The organism is Pseudomonas sichuanensis, assembly GCF_003231305.1.
GTDB lineage: Bacteria > Pseudomonadota > Gammaproteobacteria > Pseudomonadales > Pseudomonadaceae > Aquipseudomonas > Aquipseudomonas sichuanensis.
In genome coordinates this window covers 12,182-36,129 of the sequence record NZ_QKVM01000012.1, presented here as the reverse complement: position 1 = coordinate 36,129, position 23,948 = coordinate 12,182, and the positions used below count along the sequence as shown (strand labels likewise).

Genomic DNA, 23,948 nt, shown 5'->3' with positions numbered 1-23,948 from the left:
GAGCGGGCTTGCCCCGCGATGACGCCAGCCCAGGCAACACCGTTGCCCAGGCTCGGCCCATCGCGGGGCAAGCCCGCTCCCACGAGCCCAGGCCTTGTCACACACCCAAGAGGGTAAGACCATGCCCCACACCTGGCGCCTGCTGCTCCCCCTGCTGATCATCCTCAGCCTGCCCTGCGCCCTGCCCCCGACCCGCGCCAGCGTAGCCCCAGACACCCCCTGGGGTGCCAACTATTTCCCCAACATCCCCCTGCTTACCCAGGACGGTGAACAGGTTCGTTTCTTCGACGACCTGATCAAAGACAAAGTGGTCGCCATCAACTTCATCTTCACCGGCTGCGGCGACTCCTGCCCGGTGGAAACCGCGCGCCTGCGCCAGGTACAGAAGCTCTTGGGCGAACGCGTCGGCCAGGACATCTTCTTCTACTCGATCAGCATCGACCCCTACAACGACACCCCCACCACCCTCAAGCGCTACGCCGAAAAGTTCGCCATCGGCCCCGGCTGGACCCTGCTCACCGGCGAAGCCGCCGACATCGAACAGTTGCGCCGCAGCCTCGGCCTGTATATCGAAGGCCTGGAAAACGGCCGCAGCAAAGACCACAACCTGAGCCTGATCATCGGCAACCAGAGCACCGGCCGCTGGATGAAAGCCTCGCCCTTCGAAAGCCCGTACATCCTTGCCGACCGCCTGGCCAACAGCCTGCACAACTGGAAGACCGCCAGCGCGCAGAACCTCGACTATACCCAGGCGCCGGCCATTCGCCCGCCCAGTGCCGGCGAGCAGCTGTTCCGCACCCGCTGTTCGTCGTGCCACACCGTTGGCGAGGCCGAACGCGGTGCTACCGGCGGGATTGGGCCGGACCTGCTGGGGGTGACCCGCCAGCGCGACGAAGCCTGGCTGAAACGCTGGCTGATGGTGCCGGACCAGATGCTGGCCGAAAAAGACCCACTGGCCATGCTGCTGTACCAGCAGTACAACCAGCTGGCGATGCCTAATATGCGATTGGGGGAGACGGAGGTGACGGCGTTGCTGGCGTACCTGGAGGAGGAGACGACGCGGGTTCAGGGGGTGGTGGGGCGATAGGGTCAGGGTTCACCGTGGCGCTTGAAGGTGGGGTCCCATTAGCGGCGTAAGCGGATGGGGGAAGGGGTCAGCCCGGGGATGATCCAAAGGTGGTAGAGAATCATCGGGATCGACAGCCAGACGATCCAGGGGTGTTCCTGTACGGTCTCGTAAGAGGCGAGAGCCCGCGAGACTGACGATTGAACATATCGTGTATATGGTTAACGGGTTTTCCTGAACCACCTTTTTGGCTCCCACGGAACGGGTAGTGCGAAACAATGGAGCCACATTCCGGCCAAGCACAGCCAACTCGCCGTGGGGTTTTCATCAATATACTCAGGATAGTAACCTACAAACAAATAATAAGACCGCTCCATTACCCTCATATAGTAGGTAACAAAGAACAAATTAAATACAACTGAAAACCAGAACTTCCAAGGAGAGAAACGCCTACCCGAAAACCTGCCCCTTAGAGAGTACGAGACCACCAACCCTGACAACACACACCCTGCAAAAAGCCAAACGCTCATTCTTTATTCCATTCCACCCAAACAAGCTCACCCTTCAAAACATCAACACCAAATTTCTGCACAGCAACTTCCTCATCTATGAATCCGCAGTTGCGCCTCACTTCTTTCTAAACCATCTCTTTGGCTCCCACTGCACAGGAATTGCAAAGCTGTGTAAAACCATACCAACCAAACACCACCAAACCACGGCAGGATTCTCATACAGAAAGCCAGGCTTAAACCCAATAAACAGCAAATAGGAGCGCTCCACAATTCTCATGTAATATGTTGAAAAAAACAAATTAAATACTAGGCACGCCCAAAAAATCCACCACTTGAAGTTTCGTCCCGAGAACCTGTACCTGAGCACATATGCAGCGACCAGCCCTGTCACCACACACCCCCCAAAAAACCAAGAAATCATTCCTTATTTAACTCCACCCAAACCAGCTCTCCAGTCATGACATTCACCCCAAGTTCGAAAGCAATAAGACCTGCCCCCGCACTCTTATAAGCAGGAACCATATCCGCCCTGATATACCTGAAGAGCCTCCAAGCGTCGCGACTCACAACAAGCGTAGTCACCCCAAAAACAGACAGCGCCATTTCCGCAATTCCATATGCCACATTTCCATGTGAAGCCTTCCCTCCGAGAGCCTTGGCTATTTCTTGATAACCCTGCCTAAGTGGACCTACGGTGTCATCTCTCCGCTGGATAATATTCCGGCCATTTTCATAAATTGCGTTGATACCATGCTGCACAAGTGCGATACCACCAGTGGCACACGCGAATCCTGCGGTAAGCTTGCAGACGGCAACACCACCAGCAACCTGCAATACTCCCGCCGCCAGCCCTGCAACTAACTTTGTGTATTGGATGACCTGCAAGCCAAGTTCGACATGCTCTTTTCTTATTTGGATCAGCCCTTGCTCCGGCGTTTTCCTCCCCGTCCGAACATCCTCCACAATGCCTTTCCCGACATACGCCATCTCCTGCGTAAACTGCAGCCGCAACATCCCGTCATCCAGGCACCGCGCGGCAACTTCGCAGGCATATTGCGTCAGCCGCGCCGCGGCATGGCTGACCTCCCAGAAGTCGTCGTCCCACGGCACGTCATGCTCGCTGCGCCCGCTCATTCCTCGCCCCAGGTTGCATACCCGGTTGTTCCGGCCACATGGTGCACCCAGGAGATATCCCGGTAGCGCAGCGCCAGATACTCTTGCGGCTCCTGCTCGTTGAGCAGGACGGCGTGGGGCATGGCGACGTTCTGCTGGACGATCACCGCCCCGCCGAGTCTCACCGAGTAGTACTTTTCCAGAAGGCCCGCGGCGCTGGTGCGGAAGAACTGAATGTCGCATTCGACCCGCTCGCCGCTGTCCAGCGCCTGGGCAAGAAGCGGGGTGGCCTTGTCGACGAACTTGGTGAGGTAGACGGGACGGTGCAGCGCGCGCTGCGTGTTGTCCGCATTGGTGAGGCCATGGTCGAAGGCCAGCACCATGATTTCATCCCTATGCCCCAGTTGGCATTTGTTGCCGATGGAGTCCTGGGTGGAACAGCCCGCCGAGATCAAGCCCTGCAGCGAACCTTTGATCGACATATATCCGTGATAAGCCATGTTACGAACTCCCTGTAAAAGGCTCGCAATCTAATGGCGCACAGTGCAGCTGTATGTCGGACGCGTCCGAAAATACGCCGCTGAGAAGTTACCAAGTACGTCAGACATGCTGGACGCACGCAGTCACTGCCTGGGCAAAACTGCCTGCCGAACGGCTTGACCCCCACAGGCGTCGCGCTCCATGCTCAGCCGCTTCCACCCACGCTCAAGGAACGACTGCATGAAGCTGGAAACACTCGCCATCCACGCGGGCTTCAGCCCCGACCCGACCACCCGGGCCGTGGCCGTGCCGATCTACCAGACCACCTCGTTCGCCTTCGACGACACCCAGCACGGCGCCGACCTGTTCGACCTGAAGGTGGCCGGCAACATCTACTCGCGCATCATGAACCCCACCAACGACGTGCTCGAACAGCGCATGGCCGCCCTCGAAGGCGGAGTGGGCGCGCTGGCCGTGGCGTCGGGCATGGCCGCCATCACCTACGCCATCCAGACCGTCGCCGAGGCCGGCGACAACATCGTCTCGGTGGCCAAGCTGTACGGCGGCACCTACAACCTGCTGGCCCACACCCTGCCACGCATGGGCATCACCACCCGCTTCGCCGCCCATGACGACATCGCCGCCCTCGAAGCGCTGATCGACGAGCGCACCAAGGCGGTGTTCTGCGAGTCCATCGGCAACCCCGCCGGCAACATCGTCGACATCGCCGCCCTGGCCGCCGCCGCCCACCGCCACGGCGTGCCGCTGATCGTCGACAACACCGTGGCCACGCCGATCCTGTGCCGCCCGTTCGAGCACGGCGCCGACATCGTGGTGCACTCGCTGACCAAATACATCGGCGGCCACGGCACCAGCATCGGCGGCATCGTCATCGACTCGGGCAAGTTCCCCTGGGCCGAGCACAAGGCACGCTTCGCCCTGCTCAACACCCCCGATGCCTCCTACCACGGCGTGACCTACACCGAAGCCTTCGGCCCCGCCGCGTTCATCGGCCGCTGCCGCGTGGTGCCGCTGCGCAACACCGGTGCCGCGCTGTCGCCGTTCAATGCCTTCCTGATCCTGCAAGGCCTGGAAACCCTGGCCCTGCGCATGGAGCGCCATACCGAGAACGCGCTCAAGGTCGCCCACTACCTGCAAGGGCACGAGCAAGTGGCGTGGGTGAAGTACGCCGGCTTGCCCGACCACCCCGAGCATGCACTGGCCCAGCGCTACACCGGCGGCAAGCCGGCCTCGATCCTGTCGTTCGGCATCAAGGGCGGCCAGGCCGCAGGTGCACGCTTCATCGACGCGCTGCAGTTGGTGGTGCGCCTGGTGAACATCGGTGACGCCAAGTCGCTGGCCTGCCACCCCGCCTCCACCACCCACCGCCAGCTCAACGATGAAGAACTGGAAAAGGCCGGCGTGCCACGGGACATGGTGCGTTTGTCGATCGGCATCGAGCACAGCGACGACATCATTGCCGACCTGGCCCAAGCGCTGGAGGCCAGCCGCGGCTGATTCACCCGCGCCCCACCCAATGCCGACGGCGGGCGCACCCTTGGCAACTGCGGATACCCACGCAATGACCCTGCTCTACCTGAAACTCATCGTCACGCCGCTGCTGATGTGGGCCGTGTCCCTCGCCTCGCGGCGCTGGGGCGGCCTGCTCGGCGGCTTGCTGTCCGGCCTGCCGATCACCTCGGCGCTGGTGATGACCTTCCTGTGCCTGGAGCAAGGCACGGCGTTCGTCCTGGGCGCGGTGCCCGGCGCCCTAGGCGGGCTGGCGGCGGTGCAGGCCACCTACGCCTTCTACCTGTACATCACCCGCCGCTTCGGCATTGCCGGCGCCGTGCCGCTGGCGCTGCTGTGTTATGGCGTGGCGGCCTACGCCTTCACCCATTGGGGCGGCCTGCCCCTGTCGATTGCCGTGGCCCTGCTGCTGATCGCCGTGCTGATCCGCGCCAGTGGCCGCGAGCCCAGGCCCGACAGCCTCGCCCAGCCCCGCCACCGCTATTGGGAAATCCCCCTGCGCATGGTGTCCGCCACCGGCCTGCTGATGGTCACCACCAGCCTGGCCAGCTGGCTCGGGCCCGCCGCCAGCGGGATGCTGGCGCCGATCCCGGTGATCGCCTGGCCGTTGGTGGTGTTTGCCCATGTGCAAAGCGGGCGCGCCGGGATGGCAATGATGGTGCGCGGCAATGCGATTGGCGCGGTGGGGGTGATTGCGTTTTATCTGATCGTGGCCGGGTTGCTGGAGCGCATCGGCATTGCTGCGACCATGGGGCTGGCCGTGGTGGTGGCGGTTGTATTGACCGTGGCGTTGGCGACGGTATTGCGCCGGCGCGGGGCTTGATCCGCTCGGCCCAGTTTCGCCCATGAAAAAGCCGCTCCCGGTGCTCCGGAAGCGGCTTTGTCGTTCAACGGTCGAGGCTTATTTGTCGCCTTGCTCTTTGATCGATGGCAACTGCCCTTCGATCATTACCCTGGCCAGGCCGCTGAGGTAGAAGGTCGCGCGCATCAGCGTCTGCGCCTCGCGTGGTTTGGCAAGCGCCTGCTGGGTAAGCCCGGTGACGCAGCCCAGGATGACTGAAGCCTCCTCCAGTACCTCGCGCGTCTGCAACCCCGGCGTAGCCTGCACCCAGTGGCGTGTTGGCATCTGCTTGCCTCGCTGGGCCAGTGCGATGACGTTCGGCTTCTGCTGCCCCTGCGATTGTTCTTCTTTGTCCATGCGCTACCCCCTGTCAACGACGGCAACGGCCGCAATCGGCCACCCGCCCAGTGGAAAAAAGAGCTCGCCGCGTCTCCCCCACCAGGGCCTCCGGGTCACACCGCACGATCCTTGTGCAGTGCGCTGATCTGAAGACCCGACCAACCCCGGACGGTGAAACACGACGAGCAGGGCGAGACTGGTCGCGGTCGTCACTCGCCTCAATAGCTTGGGAAGGGAAAAGGCCCCTTTGAGAAATGGACTACATGAACCACGGAAGAAAGTCTGTAGGACGTGCAAAATCAGCCTGCATTGATGTGCGTATTGAGCCCTTGTCGAGGGCGTTTTAGTACTCCGTGGCAAGGCCTGCTGCCCGCCCACACTCATAGAGCCAAGCTGTGGGAGCAACTGACTTGCGCAGTTACTATGGAGCGGCCTCGCCGGGGCGCCGAACTGGCCGCAGACAGCTGCCCTGTCGGCACTAGCCCCCGAGCGGGCCAATATCTTGACCAAAACCTCTGTTGGCGGGAGCTGCAGCATGAACATCGATTGGGTCAACTTCACGCCTTGGGCGTCATTGGCCGGAGGCGCCTTGATCGGCCTGGCCGCCAGCCTGTTCATCCTGGCGAATGGCCGTATCGCCGGCATCAGTGGCCTGCTTGGCAGCCTGATCCACGGCGATGGTGAGGGCCGCAGCGAGAAGGCGTTGTTCCTGCTCGGCCTGGTGCTCGCGCCGGTGCTGTGGGGGCTGTTTGCCGTATTGCCCAAGATCGAGATCCACGCCGGGTGGCCGGCGTTGGTGATTGCCGGCCTGCTGGTAGGTGTGGGCACCCGCTACGCCGCAGGTTGCACCAGTGGCCATGGCGTGTGTGGCGTGTCCCGGTTGTCGCCCAGGTCGATGCTGGCCACCTTCTGCTTCATGGCGACCGGGTTTGCCACGGTGTATATCATCCGCCATCTGCTGGGGGCTTGAAGATGCGCAAGTTCACGGCCTTTCTCGCAGGGTTGGTCTTTGGCTTCGGTCTGCTGCTGGGGGGCATGACCAACCCCGCGAAGGTGCTGGCGTTTCTCGATGTGACCGGGGTCTGGGACCCCAGCCTGGCGTTGGTGATGGCAGGCGCCATCGCGGTGGCGGCCGCCCCGCTGAACTGGGCGCGCACGCGTAAGCAGTCCTTGCTCGGTGCGCCCATGCAGTTGCCGGTGAAGCGCACACTGGATGCCCGCTTGATTGGCGGCAGCCTGGTGTTTGGCGTGGGTTGGGGGATTGCCGGTTTGTGCCCTGGACCGGCGGTGGCGTTGGTGTCCACGGGACGGTGGCAGGTTTTGCTGTTTGTGGTGGCGATGCTGGTTGGCATGTATTTGTTTGCCAAGCTGGAGAGTCGACGCGGCGCTTGAGCGAGTTTTCGATTTCCGGGGCACCCTCACATGAGGGGCATGTCGCCCGAAGACACCTTCGGGCGTGTTGCTTCAGCTCTATTCGCCCCGCAAGGCTGGGGCCATCAAGCCGTGGTTCGCATCCTGGACCAGCGCCTTGGCCATGCCGCTGAGGTAGTGCATCGCCGTCAGTAGCGTGGGCAGGTGATCCGTTTCCACCATCGCCAGGTCACTGATCTTGTGCACCGCACACATCAGCACGGTCGCCTGCTCCACCGCATGGTCCAACGGATGGCCCGCCACTACGCGGAATAACGGGTCTAGCACACCGACCTCCCCGCCTTCGCCGAAATGGCCGACGCCGGTGGTGGTGAGTTGCTTGATGCGTTGGGGTTGCGATTCCTTATCCATACCACTCCTCCTGCGGCCCCGCGAACGGCGCGGGGCCTGATCGGTGAACATCAAGGGCGAGTACGAGTTCGCCAGGTCAGTGTCGGGATTGCACGCGGCTTAGCGCTACTTCCACCAGGGTGTGGGCGCTGTCGATTTCGTGGATGGCGGCGAGGGTCAGGACCTGGGCTGGGGGTTTGGTGTGGAGCAGGATGGACTGCTGGCTGACGGTCAGGGCACAGACTAGGTATTCGGAGATTTGGACCAGGAGGTCTTCTAGGGTTTGGGTGGTGTAGCGGTCGTGCAGGGGTGGATCGGGGACTATTTTCAGCATGGTAGAGCTCCTATTTTCAAATGGAGCTACCGTTCTCTGCTGTCAAACAGAAAGGTGGCAGCTGTACGCGGGTTGACAGACCGGGAAAATAGGAAACCGGCGCACCGAAGTGCCCCACGTACAGCCACCATAGACGGCCGTGCACGCGCGTTACTATCTTCCCGGTCTGTCAAAACCGGTCGCTGGGTTGGTAGCGACTTGGCGAGACTAGAGGGGAGATAGAATATCTGCAACGGCTTGTAAGCCGCAGGAGTGTGTTTCGGAAACAGCCTACAAAATAGAAGGGAAATCTGATTAATTCCCCTCCAACATGTAACAAGAATCGACGCCCAGCTGAGTGTCTAGATAATTAATCCTACCGCTTAGCTGCCCATGCTGCTCTAAGCTGTTCAAGATCCAGCCAGCGCTTTGAGGAGTGAACGACTCGATGGCAATTTGCGCACAACAGCGCCAGATCATTAAGATGGGTTTTCTCTCCTGGCCGAAGTGTATGCACAGGTTTTAGATGATGCACATCTATCAACCCCTCTCCCGCTTTCCCATACTCAGTTAAAAAGTTAAAGCCGCACACTTCGCATTCGAGCTTGCCGTACTTTGCTAACGCCTGCTTCTTCTTACTAGCCACCAGTTTACGATCTCGCTCTCGGGAGCGATGTATACGGGTCAAAACCCTACCTTCCTCGGCCTCTTGAATTTCCGGCTCATTGGCCACCCTTAGCTCGCGTAAAGGTAGTTCTAGAGACAGATCATGCTCTACAGCTGCACGAATGGCTGCAACGACTTCAGCTAGGCGGCCCTCATCGTACGCATATTCAGCCCAGACCTCTTCTTCAAGCTTATTACCTTTCGCCAGCCCCTTTTTACCATCTTTAACGTAGTTTGGATCCCAGCGCCTAAAATTACCAAGCTTCATGTAGACGCCGTTAACGTTACGAAAGTTCGTAACGAGACCGACACCCAAAGCCTTACCCATTTTCCCTAAAAATAGAGATAGCTCTTGGATTTCAGGATGATTCTTCGAGGGCAGTGATACACGATGGCGGAGGTATAGATCAAGGGCGAGGATCAGTTCATCCTGGGACCAGGCCGGATTGGACTGTGCGGAACGGGGCTTTTTCGAAAATACTTCTGCGGGGACATCCATGATCCGGAAGGCTGCTCACATGAATCCTGTTATGCCTACAGTATCATTCTCAAAATGATGTAGGAAGCGTCCCACGATAAAGACGTCCCATGTCCTTTGAGCACTTCAGAAAATTGCTTTATTTTGCAATCTCAATCAGGACTTTTTAAATTAAATCCGAGGCATAAAAAAACCCAGCCATTTAATGGCTGGGTTTTTAGGGTATTTTGGTCGGGACGGAGTGATTCGAACACTCGACCCCTTGCACCCCATGCATGCCAAGCCATCGTAACGGCATGATAACACAGGATTTCCGGCCCTGCTTTCGCTGCAACGAAGCCTCACGCGTCCGGACGCATCCTAGCGAAGTCACTTCAAAAGTCACTGGCCATGGCCAGCCCGCCCGCGGCGTTCTGCCGACCACTTCCCTTCCTTTATATACCTGCTCACAGGCCAGGGCTAATCCTGGCCTCCAATCTCGGCCAGCCGAGCCTGCGTCAAATGCTCAACCACCTCGTACAGGCGCTCGATGGCCTGATCGGAAATTGCCTTAAGCACCTCCAGTGCCTCGACCAGGCTCTCTGCTCTTGCCTGGGCGATCAGGCAATTGACTGCGCTGTCGGCCGACTCGATCTGGGCCAACCGCTTACGCAGGAGCCCGTGGATCGCTGGCGGCATGATGATGCCGGGCAAGAACTCGCCAGGCTGGGCGCTACCGTAACGACTGCTCACGATACTCTCTCCCCTTGAAGGAGAGGCCATTATAGATCGACTCGCACGCCGACCCGGCTATTCGGCTTCGCTCAAGCGCTGCTGCGCAGCTGCCCGCCATTCGGTCAGACTCTTCAAGCAATCCCCCGAGCACCATGACGGCAGAGGCTCCTGCCTTGCGCTGCTGGGCAGCGATGGCACTACAGGTTGCTGATCGTCCTGCGCGCAGTCGTTCGATTTCCCCACGCAGCCCGGCAGCAGCAGAATCAGCAGCAGCGGCGCGGCCTTGGGCCAGTTCCAGTTGTTGGCGTGCACTCTCGCCCTCCTTGTCCGCCACGGCCTGGCGGCGCTGTTCTTCTGTTCGGACCTGAGCTGCGGCGCGCCGATCGCGCTCGGACACCTGCAGGCGGTAGTCGGCGAGTTCTCCGCGGGCGGATGCAGTCTCGCTCTGGGCGACAACTACCCGGTACTGCTGGCCGCCGGCAACCAGCGCCAGGGCGACCAGCCACCAGCACCAGTCCGGTACCGCGCCCAGCCGGTTCACACAAGCACCCGCAGCGCCAGGTCATACAGCGCCTTGCGCTCAGCGGCGCCATGCGGCACCCGGCCCGGCTGGCCGGTATTGATCACACTGCCGATGTCTTGAATGCGGCCGGCGTCGGCCAGTTCGTTCAGGCCGTGCTTCGACCACCACCAGGCGGCGGACTGGGTGGCGTGCTCGGCCTGCTCGAGCAGTTCCGGCTGCTCCTCCAGCGGAAGGCCTAGGACCACGCCGGCGGCCCGGTAGTTGTCGCGGCCAGTGAGTTGGATCAGGCCGCGACCCTTGAATCGCCATCCATCGCCTGAGGCCTCGGCGCCGTTGCCCATGCGGCCGCCGTACACCTTGTTGGCGATCTTCTCGGGCTGGCGGGCATATGCGCCTGCAGTCTGAGGGGTGAATCGGCTTGGCCAGGTGCGCACCAAGGACTCGGCGCTGTAGTTCAGGTTCTCGACGAGGCTGCGCAGCTGGCCAGACTCATGGCCAACCTGGGCCAGGAACGCAGCCAGGCGCACCCGGCTATCGATCTTCCAGCGCAGTGCGGCACGGTTCAGTGCGGGCAAAAAAATGCCCGCTACTGAGCGGGCTTTGGGGAGGATCTGCAGCAGCTGCTGCTCGGTGAGAGGCGTCATGCATTTCTCCATGCAAAAAATACCGCCTCATGGGCGGTCGATGAATTCGCAGGCGTCAGGCTGGCGGCGCGGGCCAGTCGATTTCCGCTGGATACCCTGCTTGCTGATTGATCCGGTTCACGGCAACTCGGTAGCGCTTCCAGGCCAGCAGCGACGACTCCTCATCAGGCTCTGCCTCGCCGAGATCGATTGCATCCTGCAGTGGAGCAATACGCACTGCAGCAATCTCAAGCCGCCGGTCACGCTCACTCAGCGCAATCGTGACCAGTTGTTCGAACGAAAGAACCGGAGGAGAGAGATGCTCTTTCACCTCCTCCTCGGTCATTACAACGAGGCCGTCACGGACAAGTCCATTGTCAACATCTTCGCCCGAATACTCGAAGACTTCGCCGTCTTCTGGGCTCTTGTAAAAATTTCTGATCATCTCAACTCGCTCCAATATCCCGCGGACGTCCCGCTATTGATCCTGTATGTTCCACCATCTTTTACAGGGAAGCTAAACATGATGATATTGGCGCCAGAGCCGTTGTTCCCGACGGATGCACTGCTGGTACCGTCTAGAACAAGAAGAGGTGCGACCCCCGCAGCAATGTTGATGCTGGCCATTACCCAAATGGTGCGACCGGTATTGTTGGTGTAGGTGGTATTGATCGCACGAGAAGCCAAGACGTTTTGCCACGTCTGGCGATACCCTAACTCTTGAGGGATGCCAGGCGTGTAGCAAAGAACCTCAACAACGTTCGCTGACGTTGCACGAAGTTCGCAGGTATCGCCCGCAGCAGTAGTGATGTTCGCGCCGCTTTGAGTAACAAGCGCCGCGCCGTTCATCAGCGTGAGCGATGCATCGAAGCGAACGAAGTAGTGCTTCCCCGCAGCGACAGTGAAAGCAGAGATGGCTGTCGTGCCGGTGATATTAATGTGGCGAGTTCTTGGAGCAGCAGCCGTAAGGTTAACCGTACTTGCTGACGCGACATCAATCCTCGCACTTTCTAGAGGTTGTGAGGCTAAGCCAGATGGGGACACTCCCAGTGAATCACTTACCCCATCTTGCGTTTCCGATGCGGTTGCAATCCTGACGATACCGCTCACAGTAGTGGATGCAGAAGACAAACCAAGCGACAGAATACTGACCCAGCTACCACCGGAAATACTGGTGTTGTATTGCAGCCAGACCTCTCCACCTGCAGCGATGTCGCCAGCGGACAGCGCTGCATACTTCAGGTTTACGATCGGCTTTGCCGTCAGACCGTTCGGTGAAAACGTAGCAGGTCCGGTATTTGCGGTTGCTGCCTTGAAGCGCAGCACCATGCCGTCAACCAGGGCAGTCACCGACGGCACGAAGGACGCGGTGTAAGCATTCCCAGTGTTCGCGCCGACCGCGTAGTCGGTACCCATGCTCAGCAGGGAGATCGCCTTTGCGAGATTCGCCTTGAATGCGACTTCATCACCATCGTCGAGGATATCGTGCCCGGTATAGTCAGCCATGAACTGGGCGACACACGACACTGCGAACGCGGACTGCCGCCAGACCTTGTTCAGCTCTCGAGACTTTGCTGTTCCCGACGAAAATCCAGCCCCCCTGGCTCCAAGTGCAGCATATTCAGCTTGCGGCATGACATTCGAGCCGGAGCCCAAAGCAAACGGTAGAAAGTCATTCTGTGGCATATATTCTCCTGCCGTCAGCCGGCATAGACAGTTCCCCAGCTTCCTTCATCGAAGCCGGCGACGTATTGGTTGTCGATATCGAACCCGAACATTGGGCCGTCCTGGGAAGGCACGATGTAATAGTCAACGCCCACACTCTGGGGCTTGATAGGGATATAGCCACCGGTCAGCAGCGCGAGTTGAAGAGCCGTCGGCCTCTTTCCCGCAATCCCGATGGTGATGGTCATGTCCTGGTTGTCCTCGATGAACACGAAGGTGTCACCGCTGAACACCAAGTCGAGAATGGCCTTGGATTCTTCAAGCGTACCGTCCCACCGGTTGGCACCTATGCGCGCACGGATGAGGGTTCGATAGGTGTCATCGTCAAGAACAGTAATGCCGGTATCCGGGTCGAATGGCCCCTGCCATGCTCCTTCGTCGAAACCCAGACCGTCCGTATCGAATGCGAAATACACGCCGGCTAGTGGTGTAGTAATGTTCCGGGAAACCCCAGCCCACTCGCCTACCACATCTAGCTGGTCGCCTACGGATGCATCGAGATCGAACTCTTCCGGGAGACTTCTGGCAACATCGCCGGCATCGAGGAAGCACTTAGCCATGGCCTGAACCATCGCCATGTACTTCGGTTTTCCCGCGTGTTCGCTGGTTATCTTTCTGGTATAGCGATCGATATCGGTCATATCAGGTCACCGTCAGCGCGACATCTGCAGGCGTGCAGGTGGCGGCTTCGTTGAATGCCAGCGGAACGTCAGGCGTGCCAGCGCCTCCTGGTCCAGTGATCACCAGCGAGGTCAGCTTGAATGTGTTGCTGCCGGGCACGCTATTCGCTGCAGTCAGAGCGTCAGCCCACTCGACCGAGTCGCTTGGGCCGCCTCCAATCTCCACCTGGTTGATGTAGTCCGATACCGCCTGCTGCACCTCGTCGCCGATGGTCGACGTGTACCCCGGAAGAGCCTTTAACGCCACAGCAACAGTCATGGCCTGGTAGGTTGGACGGAAGAAGTTGATCGTGATCGGCATGCCGTAGACGTTGATCACCGTCACCGAGGTGGTACCGAACGTCCCGCCGCCAGGTCCCTTTTTGCTGGCAACCGCCTGGGCAATAGCGGTTGAATCGCCACCCTCGACGATCAACGCCAGGTGGTTCCCCGGGACGCCATTGCTATCGGTTATCTTTGTGTCGTTGTCGACCGCAGCGTAGCGAGTGACGCCAGCGACATTGGCAACTGCACCGATAGTTCCTTCCAGCACAGTGCGCGACGGAAGCGCAGTTGACGTTTTCTGGCGCTTTCGAAGCGCTGCGTCGGTTTCGACCGGCGCACCGGGAGAGGCTGACACAATGTTGTTGACCGACTGCCACCCCCTGGTCGGCGTCGAAATCTTGTTGACCTGGTCTGCAGATGCCGTGATCGCCCCGGTTACCGAGCAGGTCGCTGTTACTGTTATCTCGCCTTCAGGCGGGATCAGGACGCTTGGAGGAAGCGCCCACTTGTTCCCCGCCTGGTCTTCTACAACACCGTTGGTAATTGGTGTTCCAGCCTGCCCAACCAAAACCACGTCAACCTGAGAATGGCTCGACGCAGCGCGCTTGATGCCGTTGATCTTCACGTTGCTGGACAGTCCTGCCCCCTGCCCAGTGCCTGGCGAGAATGAGTTATATGCGGCGATTACAGCCGCATTGGCGTCACTGATGGCCAGCGCAATGACCCCGATGAACTGGCCGTCCTGGGAGTCGTTCTCCAGGTATACATCAGCACCGTAGATGGACCGGTACTGGCCTTTAACGAATTCAAGCACCTCGGCGTAGGTCGGCGCCGAGATGCCATTTTCGGTGATGATCGGAGCGGTGGACGAGGCCATTTACAGTGTCTCGCTGATGGTGGTCTGGCCGTAGGCCGTGGTGATCGTGGCGGACACAGTGAAACGCCTGGTATCCGCAGCGAACGAACTGGTGTAGGTGTCGATCTGGATAACGCCATTCGTTCCCAGAATGCGCTTCTTCACGGCGGCGTCGCGGGTGGCCACCGTTCGCTCGCCGAGCACTTCGGTCGACCACGGCATTCCGTCGGCGACATCAAGAAACCACTCGCCTTTGTTCAACTGAAGCCGTGTCTGCACGGCCTGGGCCACTACTTCGGGCGAGTTTCGATAGAAGTCGACTTGTTGGTTGCCGAACGTGTAATCGCCGTTGGCGTCGAGTTTCCGATACCTCATACGACTGGCACCCCGCTCGTTCCTGGACCAGGTATCACACCGCTGGTCCTGTGGGCCTGCAGGCTGATGTCGCCGGCCTTGACGTCTTCGGTCGTGTCGACACGCCCATTCACCTGGACATTCCCATTGATGGTCACCAACGGTGCCGTGAGCGTCATACCGCCTTCTGCACTGGCAGTCATGGCGCCGATGGTGGTGGCATTGATGGCGTGAGATGTCGGGTTCACCTCGATGAAGGCCTGCCCGTCGTCGCTGCGCAGCTGAACGGCCTGCTGACTGACGCCGCCGATCACCCGCGGCTGAGACCTGAACCCCAGCAGCGCGAATCCGTCAGACAGGTCATGCATCCGCAACTCGGCCTGGGCCTGGACGCCTCCGGACTGCCACCAGGAATCGATGCAGCGAGAAGCGAATACCACCAGGCACTCGTCGTTCGGCTTGACTGGGAAGGTCAGCGTGCACCCGCCGCCGGCGGGAAACTGCACTGGGCAGTCGAGTAGCAGGGGTAGTGACGTCAGCACCATAGCCCCGTCATCGGTCGTCACGAACGCCTGAATCGCCGGCTGCACCACACAGGTCATTGCCACCGGATCGAATGACTGGATAATCCCAGGCAATGAGGTCCACAATTTCGACTGGGCAGAACGCTGCGCGACCAGCACCGGAGTCAGCGGGTCGTCGAGCCTCTCGTTTACGTTCAAGGAGATTCACCATGATGAGGATGTTGGCTGCCGCGTTCTTGATAGCTGTAGGACCGGCTATGGCAGAAACGGTCTTGGTAGAGCCTGGCGATGGGCACAAGTACGTAGGTGACCGGTTTGATGCTCGCGCTGTCAACCAAGTTCTATATGAGGAACGCGCATGCAATCTTCCCATCATCAATGCGAAAGACATGCGCGAGTACAGCACGAAGTCGATCGCGATTCAGATGAGAGCTTGCTGGGGAAGGCTTCTTGGCGGAGGCCTGGTAATTGTCTTCGAAGACGGCGCCACTCGAACGGGCTATGAGAACGCTTACGTAACAACCACGATTGACAAGAACGGCAACGGCGTCGTTACAAAGTCAATTTACAAGCGCAAACCTTAACCATATGGCTTGACTGGCCCTGGATCTCCGATGGCGCCAGGCGTATTACTGTTTATGAGCGCAGGGTTGAGGATTGTTGCGTCAACCGATATGCAGATTACATCGGTATACCACTCGTTACCGCGAGTATCACCAAAGCTATCAGCGATCAGTACCTTGTACAGTCCATCTGCGTTCAGGTCGTTCTGGACTTTTGTTCTCATCACCTGAGCTTCTTCCAGCGGGTTGGGGTCATATCGGTACTGCTGAATGCTCGCATTGTCTATTTTCAGCAAGCGGCCGATCTTCACGCTTGGGTTCAATAGCATGCGAACGCTTACGCCGTTCTGGGTTTGCTCAGGAAGCCCGACCATTCCAGTCTGATAATTCACCACAACTGCATCGCCGGGCAGATAGGCCGTGTTGGGAATCAGCGTTAGCTTGCCATCTTGTATGCTCCAACTGACGTCCTGGGTGCGCCCAAGGTTGTCCATTACGTCCCGGGTCAGACCGAACATAACCTTGCCGCGCGGGAGCTTGTTGGTCGACAGCGGGCCGCTATCACCCATAGTCACACCACGCCCCTCCATGGCCTGCACGGCCGCCTTCAGGTGGTCCTGGGCGGTCGACCCAGCCGCCAGTGACATGTTGATCACTGACCAGTTGTAGGCGCTGTCGCCGTCAGCAGCCGTGATGTCCAGGTAGGTGTCGGTCTGGCTCTCGCGTCCGCGCCGAACCTGCTTGATGGTGCCGTCGAAAATCACGCCGTAGTTTCCGGCGTATCCGGCCTGAAGCACCACGCGACCGAACTCCTTTAACTGGGCCTTCTTGGCCGTGGCCGCACTTACGTTGTAGACCCGAATGTCAGCAGTATTTGGTGTACGGATATCGCCGCGGCGCGTAGCGAATCGAATGCGGAGGTCTGAAAGGTCTATGGCCTCGGAGTCGTTTCCGATCTTGAGGCTGATCTTGCGCAGGTATTGGGGTACGCTCATTCCAATCTCTCGAAATGGAATCGACCAATGCGGTTACTGCTCATCACGCTTGCCATCTTTCCCCTGTTGGCTTCTGCATCCCCGCGGTACGTGGGAGACGCGATACAGCCATTAATCGAGAAGTCTGACCAACTGAATGACCAGTGCAGAGGTGGATCTGGTGACAAAAAGGAGACCTTGGATGCCTGTGATGCCAGGGACAAGGTCATTTCTGAAATCAACAGCCGAGGCTGGTGCTATGGAGGTGATTATCAGATCCAGGCCAACAAAGAATGGCGACCATGTTCGAGTACCATTCCCCCTAAATTCGACCCGGAAATCCATTGCGATCGAGTTGGCGCTGTTACCGGTGCGCCTTCCGAGCTGATCAAGAACGGCTGCCTAAAGTCTGAGCAAGAAAGCTATAACGCCGTAAAGAGAAAATGGGCAGATATCCCTGACGCAACGCAGAAGCACTGCACTACTGTCGCGCTTACCCAGGAGGGTGGCTCCTACATGATCCTCTATGGCTGCCTACAGCAAGAGGCTGAAGCCAAGAAGAGCAACAGTTCCTTCAAGTTCAAGTACTGACCCACCAGTACAGGTGCGAGCCGACCCCGAGGTTGTCGAAGGTCGGCACCGCATCCGGATCATCAGTGGTCTGGCACCAGAGCACACCGCCTAGGCCTAGGTAGTCGTACTGCTCGAGCAGGTTGGTGCCGGTCACCAGGGGGATTCCCTGGATGATCGGGTTGCCGTTGGCGTCCGAGATGTCGACCACCCATCCGGCCTGCTCGGCATTGCGCCAGATCACGTCAATACGGTGCTGCACGCCGGATAGCGTGATGCTGAAACGCTGAGGCGATGGCGTCAGCGGGATTTCGAAGTTGGCCATTGATCACCCGTTAGGTGGTTGCCAGCCGCCCGGCGCCGGAAAGGCCTGAGCAACCTGCTTGTCACCAGCGTTCTCCACCTCGGCAGTGTCGGCCGGCGATGCCTGATCATCGCGCGGTGGTAACGTGGTCGCGGCCGTGCTGACGATCAGCACCTGTCGAAACACGGCCGTCACCATCAGCGTGTACTCGCTGGTGGGGTCAGTAGTTTGCGTGAGGCTGCGCATCAACATGTTGGTGTAGACACGCTTCCCAGTCGAGACATCGAACGGAATTCGTGACTGCTGCAGCGCCAGCAACTGGTTGTAGACGCCTGATACGTAGTCCGAGCCGAAAGCATCTCCGCCGGTGATAGCCGAGAAGAGCCCCTTCACGCCGTCGATCACGCCGGCCAGGCTGGCATTGCTCCAGCCACACCGGATGACGACCTCAGGGTTTTTCTTGTAGGCATGGTCGGTGATCTCGGCGCCGCGCTCTACCGGATGGTCGGTGATCTGTAGCTCGTCGGTACCGACTTCCTCCAGCGTGACATGCGCCTCGATGCTGGCGATCGACCTTTTCGGATCGATCGTGATGAAGCCTGCAAAGTTGGGCATGTCAGTTCACCGGATTGCTGAGGTTTCGCACCAGGTCCTGATTGACCTGCTTTTGCGCGCCGCCGACGGCGCTTGCAGTAGCGTTAGGGTCGGTTGCCCCGTAGACGTTGATGGTGTTGCTTTGCGAAAGCTGTGCTGCCGCACTACCGCGGGCGGCGGCTTCTGCATCGGCCTTCGCCGGGCGCTCGTAATAGCGCGATACCACGGCACCCGCATCCCTTGCATTGTCCGCAGCGCGCAGAAGCTTTCCAGCGGCCACTTCGGCTCCCTGGGTCAGTTCGTAGTGCACAAATCCAAGTTGATCTTCCAAGGTGGCCTGGCGGATGTCCTTGCCTGACCACTGCTTGAAGTTTGCCTGGCGGTCCGGATGCCACTGGGCAACACCATAGGCCTTCCCGCCATCGCCAACCGCGGTTGGATTGAAACCGCTCTCTGCTGACAGGTTCGCGGTGATCCCTACAGCCTGATCTTCCGTCCATCCAAGACCCGTGAAGAACTGGATGATGCGGTAGGCCATGTCGGTGCCGCCAGGGATCTCGCCGGAGGCCCTGTCTTCGGCAAGCTTGCGCTGATGGACAAGATCGTCTTCGCCCTCATTGAGGGAGGACGAGTAAAGCGCTGCGCCAAGCCCAGTGGCGAGCGTGCCAAGCGCTACAGCTCCAGCGCCAGATGCAGCTGCGCCTGCTCCGCCTATGGCCGATCCAAGCCTCAAGAACGCAGCGGCCAGATTGGAGATGCCCGCCACCACCCCAAGCGCCCCAATGGTGTTCAGCAAGCCGATAAGCACTAGCAGTCGAGTGCTCCACCCGTCCGTTGCGGTATCCAAGTCGACAAAGAACTTCCAGATCTGCTGCAGGTAAGGCCCAGCCTGCTCCGCAAGGTCGAGCAGCTTCGCAACGATTTCAGCGAGGCGATCAGCGATCATCGGCGAGTTCTTTTCGAACCACTCCGAAAACCGCTGCAGTTCAGGACCTAGCGTCTTCATCAAAGACGCCTGTACCCTGACGGTGAAACCTTCGAACTGGATCAGTATCCCGCGTAGCGCCTCCATGAACGCATGGGCGTCCTTGGTGGCCTGGTCAAGCCCACTGCCTGCCAGGTGCTTGCGATTCTCCTCAAGCTTCCTGCCGAAGTCTCCGCTGATGATCGCGCGTAGCGTGTTGTCGTCGATGCCCAGGATGCCGGCGTACTGTTTGGCCTGGTACCAAGGCATGCTGCGCAGGCGGTTGCCCAGGTCAACCATCAGGTCAGCCGTATCGCGCAAGTTGCCATTGGCGTCGCGCGTCTGTACACCGATCCCCTTGAGGAAGCTCTCGCCACCAGGGTTGTCCCGAAGGAAGCGCGCCATGGATTCAAGCGAGCCACGCGCCTCAGCCGCCGATGCGCCAAGGTCACGCGCCGCATATTCGGCCGACTTGATGCTGGTTGCCGATGCACCAACGCGCTGGGCTGCGAAATACAGGCCTTCAAGGTTTGAGGCGAAGGCAGAAACACCAGCGGCTACCGCCAGGGAGGCCCCGGTTATCGCCGTGACGAGGTTCTTCACCGTCTTGGTAGCGCCGTCGACCCCATCGGTGAAGGACTTCATCCCCGTCTTGTCCACCTTGAACCCAAGGGAGACTAGGAACTCCTTCATGACGTCCTGATCAGCCATTCTGACTCTCCGCGGCGAGGCGCATGCGCTCTTTGTTTTCAGCGCGCACCAGCAGCGCGTCGTTCATCTTGGCGATGTCGGCCAGGTCAAGGGTGCCATCCAGCAGCGATTCATACCGGCACAGGCCCTCCAGTACCGGCAGCAGAATCCAATCCTCCCCGCCGGGCAACTTATCCAGTTCGACGGTCAGTCCTGGGGCGTGCTCTGGCCGGTAAGCATCCCGCTGAAAAAAGGGCCGAGCGACTCCTTGATGACCCTGAAGCAGAGCTGAATCATCGAGCCTAGGTCGATGTCATCAAACATGCACACCGCCCCTTTGTTGCTCCAGATCGGCACCCATGCATCGCCCTGCTTACGCTGCACGACCGACAGGCAGGTACTCAGGATGAACTCGGACGATTCGTTGTCCATGTTGGCGATCCCGTCCGCGAACGGCGTGATCAACTCGGCCATCCCGGCAAGATCACCGCTCAGCGGGCTGACGCCGCTGGCCTGCTGCAGCTTAACGAACACCGGAATCAGTGTCGGGATGATCGGCGCCACCTTGCGGGACAGGTGCCATTGGTTGAAGACGCTCAGCTTGCTGATGCGATAGGTGTTGTCACCCAGCTGGAACTCGCTCATCAGTAGGTCCCCAGGAGTCCGTCGATTTTCACTGCGTCGAATACCCATTCGACGATGTCGCCATCTTTTCGGTAGTTCAGGTCAGGGCGTTTCTTGAACGCGCAGGACCGAGCTACCGTGGTGTCGCCACTCGACGAGTTGGTGATGGTGATCAGGTTTTGCCCCCACAGCGAGGAGCTCAGCGACTGGGCATCGTACAGCGCCATCAGCTGGGCATTCTTCGGAGAGGTCTTCAGGAAGCGAATGGTGACCTGCCCGGACTTGTCGGCGTGCAGCGAATGCATGCCCTCGCCGTCTGCGCCGATGGTCATGGTGTTCTTGTCGCCGGCAGCGACTATCGAAATGCCTTCTTCAGAGTTCGCAGAACCGGAGCCCAGGTCGAGCACGGCCCCGGCGCCCACCAGCGTGGCGTTTACATCGAGGAACGAATAGGTTGCCATGGGTGATCAGCTCCGATCAGCGGTTGACGTTGATGATGACGTCGGCGAAATGGACAGCGCCGGCCAGCTTTACCGCTGACTGAAGCACGGTGGACTTGCGTGCCTCACGGTCCGCCTGGGACTGAGAGGCCACTGGAGGCGCATAGGTGTAGTAGCCAGTGGAAAGGAACTGGCCAGTGGTCAATGCGCCAAATGAAGGGCCATTCCATTGACCTGGAGCGATGAGTCCGTTTGCGACCCCCTGTTCATGCCTGCTGTTTACCGTGGTGACGAGCCTGTTCATGCCGCCATCCGTTTGCGGAGTCTTTGTGGGGCTCGTATACAGAACGTTCCACACTGCGGTTTGCACATCGTTCTGCAGCCAGTCAAGACCGTGTACCTCATCGAAGAAGTACCCGTTGGCCATCACACCTTCCTGGATGATGGCGGTATCGTTGTCGTAGTTGACGAAGACGTTGCAGTTCTTCGCCTTCAGCGCCGCCGCCTGCGTTGTGTTCAGGCTTTCTGCAACAACACCCGGTTCCTGCTTGAACTTCAGGGTAATAGTGGTGTTGTTGCCCTGGAAGTTAACGGTGAAGGCGCGGCCAAAGATCGAAGCCGTGGCATAGGGGCTGGAGCTGGAGAACTGGGTAAAGGTGCGCTTGTAGTTGGCGGCCTTGAGCTTCGACGCGATATCAGTGGTGATCGAACCGTCCAGGGCCTGCGGGTTCTGCGTGGTGTAACCGAAGATTCGAGACTGGCCAGACCCTTCGATGAAGGCCGCGACAGCCAGCACATCGTCAGCAGGAATCGATGCATCCGCCACCTGCAGCCCGTACCAGGCATTGGACATGCCGGCCAAGGCTGTCACGGCGTCAAGCAAGGACTCGGCGGCAACACCATCAACCGGGACCGAAGCCACCCCAGTGACGAGGCCCAGCAGTGCAGAGATATCGGTACCCGACGTCGGGGCTTCTGCATAGGTGATGGTCGAAGTGATGCCAGTGGTTGCGCTGGTGATCTCGAAACGACTGAAGGAGGCATTCCAGACGCAAGATCCAGAGGCGCCAAGCTTCGCCGTTACCGCCGAAGCCACACCGTTCAGGTTGGTCACTGCCGACAGATCAACGGCGCTCAGGGCCTTGACGGTGCCGTCGATGGTGATTTTCATGCCGCCGGCAGTCACCGCGGTGAAGTTGTCCAGTTCCTGCTGATCGGCGGAAAGCGCGCCGCCCTTCAGTAGCGCGGCAGTTGCTGTCTTGGCCCAGCGCCCCACGAACAGGGTCTCTGGCTGAGGCGACTGACTGTAGTACAGGTTGGCAGCCAGGTACTCTGGCGCGGTATTGCCGAAGTCCGACACTACACCATCCAGGTTCGAGTACTGGCGAATTCGTTCAGTGACGTCCACCACCGGGGAGGCGCCCAGGATCAGCAGCGCGCCGAAGTCACGGGTTGCGGCCGCCTTTGGAGACATGACGATCTGGACGCTCACCACGTCCGAAACGGCGAGAGTTTGCATTGATTTCTCCGATGGAGTCAGCCGGTGATGATTGGGGTATCAGCGGACAGGATGTTGAGCACCTGATAGGTGCGTTCGATCTTCCGGCGCAGCCGGATGCGCAGGTCGTAGCGGCGGACCCATTGCTGGTTCACCAGTTCGGGGGCGGCGATCAGTTCGCCGGCCTCTACGAATGCCATATCGCGCAGCTTGAGCGCCTCGCTGTTCTGCGGGACGTACATGCCGTCGCTAAGGATCTGCCCATAGGCCTGGGCGTTCGGCCCATAGAAAGTGGCCAGCAGGATGATTTCCTGGTGCCGTTGGTACTTGTCGTGGCCATCTTCGATGCCGACGTGGATGATCGCGGAGTTCGCGTCCTGACGCGTGGACATGACACCGATGGCGCACCAATCGACGCCAGGTTCTGGCTGCTTGGGGTTTCCCGGCTGCCAGCGTGGCCTGACGTACTTCCCGGGCAGACTGGTGATACCGGCCACCATCGCCTGAAGCGTGTCCTCCAGCGACTCGTCCGTAGGCGTATAAGATGACCTCACAGAAGCGTTACGAATGCAGTACAAGAAGCCGGTCTAGCCACCGGCTTTTTTGCGCCTGCGTTTTGGGGTGGTGGTGAATTCAACGGCAGTTCCTCATGAGTCCCTCAGGGGCTTATTAGCCCTTTCGAAACGACCGAACATTGCTTCGGCCAGGCTCAGTTCTCGTCATCCGGTTCAGAGCCTCATTGATGATTTGTGCCGCCAGTTGCTCAGGGGTTAAGCCCTTCTGCCTAGCGAGATACGCCAGATCTGAATTGCCCTTCCCGTCGAGCTGGATCTCCAGCTCTTCGCTTTCTGGCACAGGGCCTCCTCGGCCACTTCAGGCCACGTCAGTCTTCGCGTTAAGCTCTTGCATCATTTGGTCGAGCCCGCGCTCCAGGATTTCCCGCGCAAGGACTGCTTTCTGCGTCCGCTTGAACCTGGCCATGGCTGACAGCAGGTCATCTGCGGCCGCATCAAGGCGAACCTTGGTGGGCTTGTCATGCAGGTGGTCGGAATCGAAGTACGACATCAGTGGTTCCTTTGTGATGTGAAGTGGTTAAGCGGCTGATTTCTTGATGTGCGCTTGGCAGGGGAATGGGCGGACCTCTTCGGCCGAATAGGTGCCGTCAGCATTCTTCGTCACGTACACGTCCCGCCCAACACGGATGGCTTTGCTGAGAGCTCCCTGCGTCATGCCGAGCAGCGAAGCCGCTTCCGTCTGCCCTTTCTCGACAGCGAATTCAGTGATGTGGGTTCGGCTCATGGCCATATCTCCTGGTGGTTCTACCAATGGAGATTATATCCAAGGGATATTTTTATCAAGCCCAAA

Annotated in this window: 33 protein-coding genes; 7 read left to right on the top strand and 26 right to left on the bottom strand. The window is 59.4% G+C overall.

The window, feature by feature from the left end; all coding sequences use genetic code 11:
• Positions 1-121 precede the first annotated feature (121 nt).
• Positions 122-1,087 carry an SCO family protein gene (locus tag DM373_RS08570; RefSeq protein WP_110993141.1) on the top strand — a complete coding sequence of 322 codons (966 nt, stop codon included), beginning with the start codon at positions 122-124 and terminating at the stop codon, positions 1,085-1,087.
• 908 nt (positions 1,088-1,995) lie between these two features.
• Here the strand turns inward: DM373_RS08570 and DM373_RS08565 are convergent.
• Both DM373_RS08565 and DM373_RS08560 read right to left on the bottom strand, forming a co-directional pair.
• Entirely contained in the window at positions 1,996-2,712 is a 717-nt protein-coding gene (locus DM373_RS08565) for a DUF4225 domain-containing protein (RefSeq protein WP_110993140.1), read from the bottom strand.
• A complete protein-coding gene (locus DM373_RS08560; RefSeq protein WP_110993139.1) occupies positions 2,709-3,191 on the bottom strand; it encodes an Hcp family type VI secretion system effector in 483 nt (160 codons plus the stop codon). Before DM373_RS08560 ends, DM373_RS08565 begins: the two co-directional genes overlap by 4 nt.
• Positions 3,192-3,411: 220 nt before the next feature.
• Here DM373_RS08560 and DM373_RS08555 point away from each other — a divergent pair, with 220 nt between their 5' ends.
• Together DM373_RS08555 and DM373_RS08550 are read left to right on the top strand one after the other, a co-directional pair.
• Positions 3,412-4,689, top strand: coding sequence for a bifunctional O-acetylhomoserine aminocarboxypropyltransferase/cysteine synthase (locus DM373_RS08555; protein ID WP_110993138.1), 1,278 nt, complete (start codon positions 3,412-3,414; stop codon positions 4,687-4,689).
• Positions 4,690-4,753: 64 nt separating this feature from the next.
• Positions 4,754-5,524 (top strand): hypothetical protein, encoded by a 771-nt coding sequence (locus tag DM373_RS08550; protein WP_110993137.1) that lies wholly within the window; start codon positions 4,754-4,756, stop codon positions 5,522-5,524.
• A gap of 78 nt (positions 5,525-5,602) precedes the next feature.
• Here the strand turns inward: DM373_RS08550 and DM373_RS08545 are convergent, their stop codons facing one another.
• On the bottom strand, positions 5,603-5,899 hold the full coding sequence (locus tag DM373_RS08545; protein ID WP_110993136.1) for a DUF3077 domain-containing protein: 297 nt from the start codon (positions 5,897-5,899) through the stop codon (positions 5,603-5,605).
• A gap of 517 nt (positions 5,900-6,416) precedes the next feature.
• Here DM373_RS08545 and DM373_RS08540 point away from each other — a divergent pair.
• A complete protein-coding gene (locus DM373_RS08540) occupies positions 6,417-6,851 on the top strand; it encodes a YeeE/YedE family protein (RefSeq protein ID WP_110993135.1) in 435 nt (144 codons plus the stop codon).
• Positions 6,852-6,853: 2 nt separating this feature from the next.
• Complete coding sequence (locus DM373_RS08535; RefSeq protein WP_110993134.1) at positions 6,854-7,273, top strand: DUF6691 family protein; 420 nt, start codon at positions 6,854-6,856, stop codon at positions 7,271-7,273.
• Positions 7,274-7,351: 78 nt separating this feature from the next.
• Here the strand turns inward: DM373_RS08535 and DM373_RS08530 are convergent, their stop codons facing one another.
• The 12 genes from DM373_RS08530 to DM373_RS08475 all read right to left on the bottom strand — a co-directional run bounded on the left by DM373_RS08530 (position 7,352) and on the right by DM373_RS08475 (position 15,560).
• Complete coding sequence (locus DM373_RS08530; protein WP_157966828.1) at positions 7,352-7,663, bottom strand: DUF3077 domain-containing protein; 312 nt, start codon at positions 7,661-7,663, stop codon at positions 7,352-7,354.
• Positions 7,664-7,739: 76 nt separating this feature from the next.
• Positions 7,740-7,976, bottom strand: coding sequence for a hypothetical protein (locus tag DM373_RS08525; RefSeq protein WP_110993132.1), 237 nt, complete (start codon positions 7,974-7,976; stop codon positions 7,740-7,742).
• A gap of 355 nt (positions 7,977-8,331) precedes the next feature.
• Positions 8,332-9,120: an HNH endonuclease gene (locus DM373_RS08520; RefSeq protein ID WP_110993131.1), complete on the bottom strand. Its 789-nt coding sequence runs from the start codon at positions 9,118-9,120 to the stop codon at positions 8,332-8,334.
• A gap of 438 nt (positions 9,121-9,558) precedes the next feature.
• Positions 9,559-9,831 carry a hypothetical protein gene (locus DM373_RS08515; protein WP_110993130.1) on the bottom strand — a complete coding sequence of 91 codons (273 nt, stop codon included), beginning with the start codon at positions 9,829-9,831 and terminating at the stop codon, positions 9,559-9,561.
• Complete coding sequence (locus DM373_RS08510; RefSeq protein ID WP_110993129.1) at positions 9,812-10,354, bottom strand: DUF2514 family protein; 543 nt, start codon at positions 10,352-10,354, stop codon at positions 9,812-9,814. The genes DM373_RS08515 and DM373_RS08510 overlap by 20 nt, the downstream gene beginning before the upstream one ends.
• Positions 10,351-10,980 carry a glycoside hydrolase family 19 protein gene (locus DM373_RS08505; protein ID WP_110993128.1) on the bottom strand — a complete coding sequence of 210 codons (630 nt, stop codon included), beginning with the start codon at positions 10,978-10,980 and terminating at the stop codon, positions 10,351-10,353. The genes DM373_RS08510 and DM373_RS08505 overlap by 4 nt, the downstream gene beginning before the upstream one ends.
• Positions 10,981-11,035: 55 nt before the next feature.
• On the bottom strand, positions 11,036-11,404 hold the full coding sequence (locus DM373_RS08500; protein WP_110993127.1) for a tail fiber assembly protein: 369 nt from the start codon (positions 11,402-11,404) through the stop codon (positions 11,036-11,038).
• On the bottom strand, positions 11,401-12,645 hold the full coding sequence (locus DM373_RS08495; RefSeq protein ID WP_110993126.1) for a hypothetical protein: 1,245 nt from the start codon (positions 12,643-12,645) through the stop codon (positions 11,401-11,403). The genes DM373_RS08500 and DM373_RS08495 overlap by 4 nt, the downstream gene beginning before the upstream one ends.
• A gap of 14 nt (positions 12,646-12,659) precedes the next feature.
• Positions 12,660-13,325, bottom strand: a complete 666-nt coding sequence (locus DM373_RS08490) for a DUF2612 domain-containing protein (RefSeq protein ID WP_110993125.1) — start codon at positions 13,323-13,325, stop codon at positions 12,660-12,662.
• Between the two features lies 1 nt (position 13,326).
• Positions 13,327-14,505, bottom strand: coding sequence for a baseplate J/gp47 family protein (locus tag DM373_RS08485; RefSeq protein WP_110993124.1), 1,179 nt, complete (start codon positions 14,503-14,505; stop codon positions 13,327-13,329).
• Entirely contained in the window at positions 14,506-14,859 is a 354-nt protein-coding gene (locus DM373_RS08480; protein ID WP_110993123.1) for a contractile injection system sheath initiator, read from the bottom strand.
• Positions 14,856-15,560: a Gp138 family membrane-puncturing spike protein gene (locus tag DM373_RS08475; RefSeq protein WP_157966827.1), complete on the bottom strand. Its 705-nt coding sequence runs from the start codon at positions 15,558-15,560 to the stop codon at positions 14,856-14,858. The genes DM373_RS08480 and DM373_RS08475 overlap by 4 nt, the downstream gene beginning before the upstream one ends.
• 11 nt (positions 15,561-15,571) lie before the next feature.
• On the opposite strand from DM373_RS08475, the gene DM373_RS08470 reads away from it, so the two are divergent.
• A complete protein-coding gene (locus tag DM373_RS08470; protein WP_110993122.1) occupies positions 15,572-15,946 on the top strand; it encodes a hypothetical protein in 375 nt (124 codons plus the stop codon).
• Here the strand turns inward: DM373_RS08470 and DM373_RS08465 are convergent.
• On the bottom strand, positions 15,943-16,920 hold the full coding sequence (locus DM373_RS08465; protein WP_110993121.1) for a phage protein: 978 nt from the start codon (positions 16,918-16,920) through the stop codon (positions 15,943-15,945). The genes DM373_RS08470 and DM373_RS08465 overlap by 4 nt on opposite strands.
• 27 nt (positions 16,921-16,947) lie before the next feature.
• Here DM373_RS08465 and DM373_RS08460 point away from each other — a divergent pair, with 27 nt between their 5' ends.
• Positions 16,948-17,490, top strand: coding sequence for a hypothetical protein (locus DM373_RS08460; protein WP_110993120.1), 543 nt, complete (start codon positions 16,948-16,950; stop codon positions 17,488-17,490).
• On the opposite strand, the gene DM373_RS08455 is transcribed toward DM373_RS08460, so the two are convergent.
• The 10 genes from DM373_RS08455 to DM373_RS08405 form a co-directional block, all read right to left on the bottom strand.
• Positions 17,480-17,794 (bottom strand): phage baseplate plug family protein, encoded by a 315-nt coding sequence (locus tag DM373_RS08455; RefSeq protein ID WP_110993119.1) that lies wholly within the window; start codon positions 17,792-17,794, stop codon positions 17,480-17,482. The genes DM373_RS08460 and DM373_RS08455 overlap by 11 nt on opposite strands.
• A gap of 3 nt (positions 17,795-17,797) precedes the next feature.
• Entirely contained in the window at positions 17,798-18,388 is a 591-nt protein-coding gene (locus DM373_RS08450; protein WP_110993118.1) for a phage baseplate protein, read from the bottom strand.
• Between the two features lies 1 nt (position 18,389).
• The gene (locus DM373_RS29060; protein ID WP_110993117.1) at positions 18,390-20,042 is read right to left on the bottom strand and encodes a phage tail tip lysozyme; all 1,653 of its coding nucleotides are present in this window, start codon (positions 20,040-20,042) and stop codon (positions 18,390-18,392) included.
• Entirely contained in the window at positions 20,035-20,211 is a 177-nt protein-coding gene (locus DM373_RS08440) for a DUF6889 family protein (protein ID WP_208642786.1), read from the bottom strand. The genes DM373_RS29060 and DM373_RS08440 overlap by 8 nt, the downstream gene beginning before the upstream one ends.
• A 17-nt stretch (positions 20,212-20,228) precedes the next feature.
• Positions 20,229-20,666, bottom strand: coding sequence for a phage tail assembly chaperone (locus DM373_RS08435; RefSeq protein WP_110993115.1), 438 nt, complete (start codon positions 20,664-20,666; stop codon positions 20,229-20,231).
• The gene (locus DM373_RS08430) at positions 20,666-21,106 is read right to left on the bottom strand and encodes a phage structural protein (RefSeq protein WP_110993114.1); all 441 of its coding nucleotides are present in this window, start codon (positions 21,104-21,106) and stop codon (positions 20,666-20,668) included. The genes DM373_RS08435 and DM373_RS08430 overlap by 1 nt, the downstream gene beginning before the upstream one ends.
• A 16-nt stretch (positions 21,107-21,122) precedes the next feature.
• The gene (locus DM373_RS08425) at positions 21,123-22,604 is read right to left on the bottom strand and encodes a DUF3383 domain-containing protein (protein ID WP_110993113.1); all 1,482 of its coding nucleotides are present in this window, start codon (positions 22,602-22,604) and stop codon (positions 21,123-21,125) included.
• A gap of 17 nt (positions 22,605-22,621) precedes the next feature.
• Positions 22,622-23,137, bottom strand: coding sequence for a phage neck terminator protein (locus DM373_RS08420; protein WP_425272572.1), 516 nt, complete (start codon positions 23,135-23,137; stop codon positions 22,622-22,624).
• Between the two features lie 319 nt (positions 23,138-23,456).
• Positions 23,457-23,648 carry a hypothetical protein gene (locus DM373_RS08410; protein ID WP_110993110.1) on the bottom strand — a complete coding sequence of 64 codons (192 nt, stop codon included), beginning with the start codon at positions 23,646-23,648 and terminating at the stop codon, positions 23,457-23,459.
• Positions 23,649-23,675: 27 nt separating this feature from the next.
• Positions 23,676-23,882 carry a Cro/CI family transcriptional regulator gene (locus tag DM373_RS08405; protein ID WP_110993109.1) on the bottom strand — a complete coding sequence of 69 codons (207 nt, stop codon included), beginning with the start codon at positions 23,880-23,882 and terminating at the stop codon, positions 23,676-23,678.
• Positions 23,883-23,948: the final 66 nt, after the last annotated feature.

What these genes read in the sequence shown, in the direction of transcription:
- DM373_RS08570 (WP_110993141.1), top strand. Translation starts at nt 122, where the DNA reads ATGCCCCACACCTGGCGCCTGCTGCTCCCCCTGCTGATCATCCTCAGC.
- DM373_RS08565 (WP_110993140.1), bottom strand. Translation starts at nt 2,712, where the DNA reads ATGAGCGGGCGCAGCGAGCATGACGTGCCGTGGGACGACGACTTCTGG.
- DM373_RS08560 (WP_110993139.1), bottom strand. Translation starts at nt 3,191, where the DNA reads ATGGCTTATCACGGATATATGTCGATCAAAGGTTCGCTGCAGGGCTTG.
- DM373_RS08555 (WP_110993138.1), top strand. Translation starts at nt 3,412, where the DNA reads ATGAAGCTGGAAACACTCGCCATCCACGCGGGCTTCAGCCCCGACCCG.
- DM373_RS08550 (WP_110993137.1), top strand. Translation starts at nt 4,754, where the DNA reads ATGACCCTGCTCTACCTGAAACTCATCGTCACGCCGCTGCTGATGTGG.
- DM373_RS08545 (WP_110993136.1), bottom strand. Translation starts at nt 5,899, where the DNA reads ATGGACAAAGAAGAACAATCGCAGGGGCAGCAGAAGCCGAACGTCATC.
- DM373_RS08540 (WP_110993135.1), top strand. Translation starts at nt 6,417, where the DNA reads ATGAACATCGATTGGGTCAACTTCACGCCTTGGGCGTCATTGGCCGGA.
- DM373_RS08535 (WP_110993134.1), top strand. Translation starts at nt 6,854, where the DNA reads ATGCGCAAGTTCACGGCCTTTCTCGCAGGGTTGGTCTTTGGCTTCGGT.
- DM373_RS08530 (WP_157966828.1), bottom strand. Translation starts at nt 7,663, where the DNA reads ATGGATAAGGAATCGCAACCCCAACGCATCAAGCAACTCACCACCACC.
- DM373_RS08525 (WP_110993132.1), bottom strand. Translation starts at nt 7,976, where the DNA reads ATGCTGAAAATAGTCCCCGATCCACCCCTGCACGACCGCTACACCACC.
- DM373_RS08520 (WP_110993131.1), bottom strand. Translation starts at nt 9,120, where the DNA reads ATGGATGTCCCCGCAGAAGTATTTTCGAAAAAGCCCCGTTCCGCACAG.
- DM373_RS08505 (WP_110993128.1), bottom strand. Translation starts at nt 10,980, where the DNA reads ATGACGCCTCTCACCGAGCAGCAGCTGCTGCAGATCCTCCCCAAAGCC.
- DM373_RS08500 (WP_110993127.1), bottom strand. Translation starts at nt 11,404, where the DNA reads ATGATCAGAAATTTTTACAAGAGCCCAGAAGACGGCGAAGTCTTCGAG.
- DM373_RS08495 (WP_110993126.1), bottom strand. Translation starts at nt 12,645, where the DNA reads ATGCCACAGAATGACTTTCTACCGTTTGCTTTGGGCTCCGGCTCGAAT.
- DM373_RS08490 (WP_110993125.1), bottom strand. Translation starts at nt 13,325, where the DNA reads ATGACCGATATCGATCGCTATACCAGAAAGATAACCAGCGAACACGCG.
- DM373_RS08485 (WP_110993124.1), bottom strand. Translation starts at nt 14,505, where the DNA reads ATGGCCTCGTCCACCGCTCCGATCATCACCGAAAATGGCATCTCGGCG.
- DM373_RS08480 (WP_110993123.1), bottom strand. Translation starts at nt 14,859, where the DNA reads ATGAGGTATCGGAAACTCGACGCCAACGGCGATTACACGTTCGGCAAC.
- DM373_RS08470 (WP_110993122.1), top strand. Translation starts at nt 15,572, where the DNA reads ATGATGAGGATGTTGGCTGCCGCGTTCTTGATAGCTGTAGGACCGGCT.
- DM373_RS08465 (WP_110993121.1), bottom strand. Translation starts at nt 16,920, where the DNA reads ATGAGCGTACCCCAATACCTGCGCAAGATCAGCCTCAAGATCGGAAAC.
- DM373_RS08460 (WP_110993120.1), top strand. Translation starts at nt 16,948, where the DNA reads ATGCGGTTACTGCTCATCACGCTTGCCATCTTTCCCCTGTTGGCTTCT.
- DM373_RS08455 (WP_110993119.1), bottom strand. Translation starts at nt 17,794, where the DNA reads ATGGCCAACTTCGAAATCCCGCTGACGCCATCGCCTCAGCGTTTCAGC.
- DM373_RS08450 (WP_110993118.1), bottom strand. Translation starts at nt 18,388, where the DNA reads ATGCCCAACTTTGCAGGCTTCATCACGATCGATCCGAAAAGGTCGATC.
- DM373_RS29060 (WP_110993117.1), bottom strand. Translation starts at nt 20,042, where the DNA reads ATGGCTGATCAGGACGTCATGAAGGAGTTCCTAGTCTCCCTTGGGTTC.
- DM373_RS08435 (WP_110993115.1), bottom strand. Translation starts at nt 20,666, where the DNA reads ATGAGCGAGTTCCAGCTGGGTGACAACACCTATCGCATCAGCAAGCTG.
- DM373_RS08430 (WP_110993114.1), bottom strand. Translation starts at nt 21,106, where the DNA reads ATGGCAACCTATTCGTTCCTCGATGTAAACGCCACGCTGGTGGGCGCC.
- DM373_RS08425 (WP_110993113.1), bottom strand. Translation starts at nt 22,604, where the DNA reads ATGCAAACTCTCGCCGTTTCGGACGTGGTGAGCGTCCAGATCGTCATG.
- DM373_RS08410 (WP_110993110.1), bottom strand. Translation starts at nt 23,648, where the DNA reads ATGTCGTACTTCGATTCCGACCACCTGCATGACAAGCCCACCAAGGTT.
- DM373_RS08405 (WP_110993109.1), bottom strand. Translation starts at nt 23,882, where the DNA reads ATGAGCCGAACCCACATCACTGAATTCGCTGTCGAGAAAGGGCAGACG.